Annotated in this window: 6 protein-coding genes and 1 pseudogene; 2 read left to right on the forward strand and 5 right to left on the reverse strand. The window is 73.0% G+C overall.

Features of this window, described 5'->3' with window-relative positions; genetic code table 11:
- Positions 1–45: 45 nt before the first annotated feature.
- Positions 46–1,260: a winged helix-turn-helix domain-containing protein gene (locus CCN39_RS43115; protein WP_086852394.1), complete on the forward strand. Its 1,215-nt coding sequence runs from the start codon at positions 46–48 to the stop codon at positions 1,258–1,260.
- A 59-nt stretch (positions 1,261–1,319) separates the two neighbouring features.
- Here the strand turns inward: CCN39_RS43115 and CCN39_RS43120 are convergent, their stop codons facing one another.
- The 5 genes from CCN39_RS43120 to CCN39_RS43140 are packed head-to-tail and all read right to left on the reverse strand — an operon-like array spanning position 1,320 to position 5,324.
- Complete coding sequence (locus tag CCN39_RS43120) at positions 1,320–1,757, reverse strand: zf-HC2 domain-containing protein (protein ID WP_143264370.1); 438 nt, start codon at positions 1,755–1,757, stop codon at positions 1,320–1,322.
- Positions 1,754–2,332 (reverse strand): sigma-70 family RNA polymerase sigma factor, encoded by a 579-nt coding sequence (locus CCN39_RS43125; protein WP_279629622.1) that lies wholly within the window; start codon positions 2,330–2,332, stop codon positions 1,754–1,756. The genes CCN39_RS43120 and CCN39_RS43125 overlap by 4 nt, the downstream gene beginning before the upstream one ends.
- Positions 2,280–3,059, reverse strand: coding sequence for an enoyl-CoA hydratase/isomerase family protein (locus CCN39_RS43130; protein ID WP_086852398.1), 780 nt, complete (start codon positions 3,057–3,059; stop codon positions 2,280–2,282). Before CCN39_RS43130 ends, CCN39_RS43125 begins: the two co-directional genes overlap by 53 nt.
- A gap of 10 nt (positions 3,060–3,069) precedes the next feature.
- Positions 3,070–4,317 carry a ferredoxin reductase domain-containing protein gene (locus tag CCN39_RS43135; protein ID WP_086852400.1) on the reverse strand — a complete coding sequence of 416 codons (1,248 nt, stop codon included), beginning with the start codon at positions 4,315–4,317 and terminating at the stop codon, positions 3,070–3,072.
- A complete protein-coding gene (locus CCN39_RS43140) occupies positions 4,314–5,324 on the reverse strand; it encodes an AMP-binding protein (RefSeq protein WP_244211269.1) in 1,011 nt (336 codons plus the stop codon). The genes CCN39_RS43135 and CCN39_RS43140 overlap by 4 nt, the downstream gene beginning before the upstream one ends.
- On the opposite strand from CCN39_RS43140, the pseudogene CCN39_RS52320 reads away from it, so the two are divergent.
- Positions 5,311–5,522: pseudogene (locus tag CCN39_RS52320) on the forward strand (hypothetical protein); the annotation flags it as partial. The gene CCN39_RS43140 and the pseudogene CCN39_RS52320 overlap by 14 nt on opposite strands.

The raw sequence follows: 5,522 nt of genomic DNA on the forward strand, positions 1-5,522 counted from the left end.
GGGGCGCCGGTTTTTGTCGGTGGTGGGTGGCACCATGAGCGCACCATGCAAACGATCAGCGTCTCGACGGCCCGGAAGACGTTCCTGGCCGCACAGGGCTTCACCGACCAGCGTCCGTCCGGCGTGCCTTCGCGGCAGCACCTGAAACGGGTGTTGTCGAGAGTCCAGCTGCTGCAGCTGGACTCGGTGAACGTCGCGGTCCGCGCGCACTACATGCCGGTGTTTTCCCGGCTGGGCGCGTACGACCCGGCGTTGCTCGACGAGGCGGCCTGGGCGAACTCGGCGCGCCGACCGCGGCTGCTGGTGGAGACGTGGGCGCACGAGGCGAGCCTGCTGCCGATCGAGGACTGGCCGCTGATCCGCTCGGGCGCCAAGCGCGACGGCTGGTGGCGGCACTACGGGCCGTTGATCGAGAAGTCGCCGGGCCTGGTCGACGAGATCCTGTCGGTGGTCAAGGAACTGGGCCCGATCGGCGCGGGCGGCATCGAGCGGGCGGTGGAGGCGGACGCCCAGCGCCGCGGGCCGGGCTCGTGGTGGGAGCGGTCGGAGGTCAAGCGGGTCTGCGAGTACCTGTTCGGCATCGGCCAGCTGACCACGGGCACGCGGCGGTCGTTCGAGCGGCTCTACGACCTGACCGAGCGGGTGGTCCCGCCGGAGATCCTGGCCCGGTCGGTCTCCGCGGAGGAGGGCGCGCGGGGCCTGATTTCGCGGTCGGCGCGGGCGCTGGGCGTGGCCACGGAGACGGACCTGCGCGACTACTACCGCCTCGGCCCGGCCCCGGCCCGCCAGGCGGTGGCGGAGCTGGTGGAGTCGGGGGAGCTGGAGCCGGTCGCGGTCCGAGGCTGGAAGCAGGTCGCCTACCGGCACGCCGCCGCCCGGACGCCACGGGCGGTGCCGGGCCGGGCGTTGCTGTGCCCGTTCGACCCGTTGATCTGGGAGCGGGCGCGGACGGAGCGGTTGTTCGGGTTCCACTACCGGATCGAAATCTACGTCCCGGAGCCGAAGCGGGTGTTCGGGTACTACGTGTTCCCGTTCCTGCTGGACGGTTCGCTGGTCGCGAGGGTGGACCTGAAGTCCGACCGGGCGGCGGGGGTGCTGCGGGTCCAGGGCGCGTTCGCGGAGGAGGGCGTGGACGTGGCCCGGGTGCTGCCGGAGCTGGCGGCGGAGCTGCGGCACATGGCGGAGTGGCTCGGCCTGTCGGGCGTGGCGGTGGGAGAGCGGGGCGACTTGGCGCGGCCGCTGAGGAAACTGGTGCGCTGAGGCCGAGCCGGACGCGGTGAACGACTCGTTCCCGGCCCCCGACGCCGGGAACGAGTCATTCACTGCGTGCGGACTGCCGCCGGAGCCGGGCCGCCGGTCGGCTCCGCGGTCGGCGTGGTCGCCGGGGCCAACGTCGTCCGGTCGATCCGCGGATCCGGCGAACACCCCGGTGCGAACAACCGGGACCCCGCGACCGCCCCCGCCAGCGCGGCGCCCGCCAGCGCCGCCGCCACCCGGGTCCGTCCGCGCCGCCGCGAAGCCCGCACCGCCCGTACCAACCCCGGCACCAGCGAGACCCGCGGCGAAACCGGTCCGAGCAGCTCCACCGAAGTCTCCCGCGGTACCACCGAAAGAATCCCCGGCATCCCCGCGAACGAAGCCACCGCCGCCGCGCAGGACACGCAGCACCCCAGGTGGCCTTCGTACTCGCGCCGCTCGGCGGGCGAGAGGGCGCCCAGCACGTACGCCGCGTCCCAATCCTGGTAAGGATCGTTCAACGCCTGGTCAACCCCCTCTCCTGCAACGCCAGCCGCAACGCCCGCAGGCCGTAGAACAACCTGGAGCGCACCGTTCCCTCCGGAACCTCCAGCTCCACCGCCAGCTCCGCCACCGACTGGCCCATGTAGTACGCGCGGACGATCACCGTCCGGTGGTCCTCGGTCAGCTGCGTCAGCACGTCCGTGATCACCCACGCGTCCAGGGCCGAGTCGATCGGGTCGGTGCGGGACTCCTCCGGGACGAACGGCGACCGCACCTCCCGCCGCGAGCGCGCACTCCGGCGCTCGTCGATCACCACGTTGCGCGCCACCGTGAACAGCCAGGCGCGCGAAGCCGGCTCGCCCTGCTCCAGGATCTCCGGGCTGTTCCACAGCCGCAGCAAGGATTCCTGGACGACGTCCTGGGCCAGCTGGTCGTCGCCGGTCAGGCGCAGGGCGTACCGCCACAGCGCCGGCGCGTGCTCGTCGTGCAGCGCTTGAAGCAGCGCTGTGTGCGTCTCGTTGATGGCGCACCGGCCCCGGTCAGCGCCCGAACACCGGTTCGCGTTTGCCGAGGAACGCCCCGGTACCTTCACGCATGTCGGGTCCGCTGAACGCCGACCGGAACGCCGACAGCTCCAGCTCCAGCCCGTCGTCCACGGTGCGGCCCCGGCTCGCGTTCACCGCCTTCTTGGCCAGCGCCACCGCGTCGCGCGAGTTCCGCGACACCGCCGTGATCGTCGCGCGGGCTCCGGCGAGCATCGCTTCGCGGCTGTCGAACAGCTCGGTGACCAGCCCGATCCGCTGCGCCTCCGCCGCGTCGACGTGCCGGCCGGTGTAGATCAGCTCGCGCGCGCGTCCGGGACCGACCTGGCGGTGCAGCCGGACGCAGCCGCCGAAGCCCGGGATCAGTCCGAGCAGGACCTCCGGCTGGCCGAACACCGCCTTCGGGGTCGCGTAGACGACATCGCACGCCAGCGCGAGTTCACAGCCGCCGCCGAGCGCGTAGCCGTCCACGCAGGCGATCACCGGCACCGGCAGCGCCTCCAGCGCCCGCGTGACCTCCTGGCCGAGCGCGCCGAACCGCGTGCCCTCCTCGGGATCCAGCGCCGCCATCTCGCGGATGTCGGCCCCCGCGACGAACGCCGGCCCCGGCGCGCCGGTGAGGACGACACCCGCGACCGCTCGATTCCCACCCAGCGACGAGCACACCTCGAGCAACTCGGTGAGCACCTGGGACGACAGCGCGTTGCGCGCCCGCGGCCGGTCCACGGTCACGGTCGCCACGGGCGCCTGCAGGTCGACTACGACGGTCCGGTCCATGCTGTCTCCCTCACGAGTCCCAGATCGCGCCGAAGGCCGGAATCCCGCGGGCTTCCAGCGCCTCGACGACGTGCCACGTTGTCTTCTTGTTCGAAATGCAGATCACCGCTTCCGCGTCGAAGTCCCGGTGCGCGCTCAGGGCCAGTTCGACCAGATCGGGCTTGCCGGCGCTGTCGGTGTCCCACACGACGGCGTCCGGCTGGACGGCGAGGATTTCGTCGACGAGCTCGTCGCCGTAGGTGCGCCGGGGGTGGCGGGTCGACCAGACGAGCCGCGCGGGCGTCTCCCCGGACAGCAGGTGCGGCAGGCACGGCCCGATCCCGCTGCCGGTCGCCACCCAGACCACCCGGCGGAACAGCTTGTCGATGTTGCCCACCCCGGCGGTCGGGATGCCCTTCACCCACAGGTGCGACGGCAGGTCGTCGATCAGGGCGCCGGTCCAGTCGCCGGCCCGGGACACCGTCAGCCGGAACCCGGTCCGCCCGGGCGCGGGGACGTTGGCGAAGGAATGCCACTCCAGCAACGGGTTCCGGCTCAGCGCCGTCGAGGAGCCGGCGAACGGCGTCACGCCGTAGTCGAACGACAGGAGCGCCACGTGCGGCGACGGCCGGGAGATCCGCACCGGCACCCGCCGCAGCCGCAGCCACGGCAGCGCCACGCTCGTGACGACGACCAGCAGCGTCCAGAACGGACCCGAGCCCACGAAGTCGGTGCCACCCAGCAGCACCGAGTGGACGGGGAACAGCACGAGCAGCGACCAGCCGCCGAACCGGTGCGAGCGCTCGAACAGGTCGTGCCGGCGGGCCCGCACCCCGGGCAGCGCGAGCACGACCACGACGGCGAGGACCACCGCGATCGCCCAGGTGGTCACCAGCAGGGCCGCCGGACCGCCGCGGGCGGTCAGCACGCCGGTGAGCACGAGGAACCAGCCGGTGGCGCAGAGCGTGCCGCCGACGTGCAGCCCGCCGAAGTGGTAGACCTTGCCCAGCGTCCAGCGCAGCCGCAGCGAACGGCGCACCGGTACGGCCGTGGCCAGCCGGAACAGCAGGTTGATCACCAGCTGCTGGCGGATCAGCACGGCCAGCGCCAGGTTGCCCAGCACCAGCCAGGTCAGGACACCGACGTCGAGCGGGCCGGCGGTGGCGGCGACGGCGTTGCCGGCGACGACCGCGGCGGCCAGCCGGTTGTGGTGGGTCCACGGCCGCCGCTTCAGCCGCGCCCGCACGGACTCCGCAGTGGCGGGGAGCGTCGCCGTCATGCCACCGTCTCCGCCGGCTCGCGACTGTCCAACCGCGACAGCAGGGCCCGCCGGTCGACCTTGCCCCGCTCGGTGAGCGGCAGGTGGTCCACCGGGACGATCATCGCAGGCACGCTGTAGTACGGCAGCGCGGCTTCGGCCGAACGGCGGATCAGCTCCGGCTCGGCCGTCGAGGGCGTCACGAAGCCGACGAGCCCGCCGTCGTACAGCACGGTCGCCGCCCGTTCGCAGCCCGGCGCCCGCTCCAGCGTCGCGGTGACCGCGTCCAGCTCGACGCGGAAGCCGCGCACCTTGACCTGGTCGTCGGTGCGGCCGTGGTGCTCCAGCTGGCCGTCGGCGGTCCACCGGACGAGGTCCCGGGTGCGGAACATCCGGTGCGCGCCGCCGAGGAAGGGATCCGGCCGGTAGCGCTCGGCGGTGAGGACGTCGTTGCCGGCGTACCCCGCCGTGACGCACGCGCCGCCCGCCCACATCTCGCCGACCTGCCCGATCGCGCACGGTCTCAGTTCGTCGTCGAGCACGTACACCGTGGTGTTCGGCACCGGACGGCCGATCGTCAGCGTGCCGAGCCGGGGGTCGTAGCGCTGCACGGTGTTCACGATGGTCACTTCGGTGGGGCCGCACGCGTTGTGGAAACTCGCCCGCCGCGCCCAGGCGTCGGCCAGCGCGGCCGGGCACCGCTCGCCCGCCACGGCGACGGTCCGCACCCGCGGGCAGGCTTTCGGATCCACTGTGGACAGGACGCCGGGGGTGGCGATGACGACGTCGGCCGTGCGGGCGGTCTCCTCGATGTCCTTGCCGCGGACCACCAGGCAGCCGCCGTGGGCCAGGGTGCCGAGGATTTCCCAGGCGGCCATGTCGAAGGCGATGTTCAGCAGCTGCGCCACCCGGTCGCCGGGCCGGATCCCGAGCGAGCCCGGGGCGGTCAGCAGGACGTTGCCGAGGTTCGCGTGGGTGACCTGGACACCGTTGGGGCGCCCGGTCGTCCCGGACGTGAAGATCACCATCGCGGTGCCGCCACCGGCCACCGGGGGAGCGTCACCACACGGGCGTTCGGCGTCGATGGCGACGACCCGGCCGAGCAACGGTGTCCAGGTCACCCACGCGAACCTCGGCAACGTCCTGCTGACCGCCCCGGGCTCGCTCGGGATCCGGCCCGGCGACCGGGTGGCGCAGCTGCTGAACATCGCCTTCGACATGGCCGC

It is taken from the genome of Amycolatopsis kentuckyensis (genome assembly GCF_002155975.1).
Lineage (GTDB): Bacteria > Actinomycetota > Actinomycetes > Mycobacteriales > Pseudonocardiaceae > Amycolatopsis > Amycolatopsis kentuckyensis.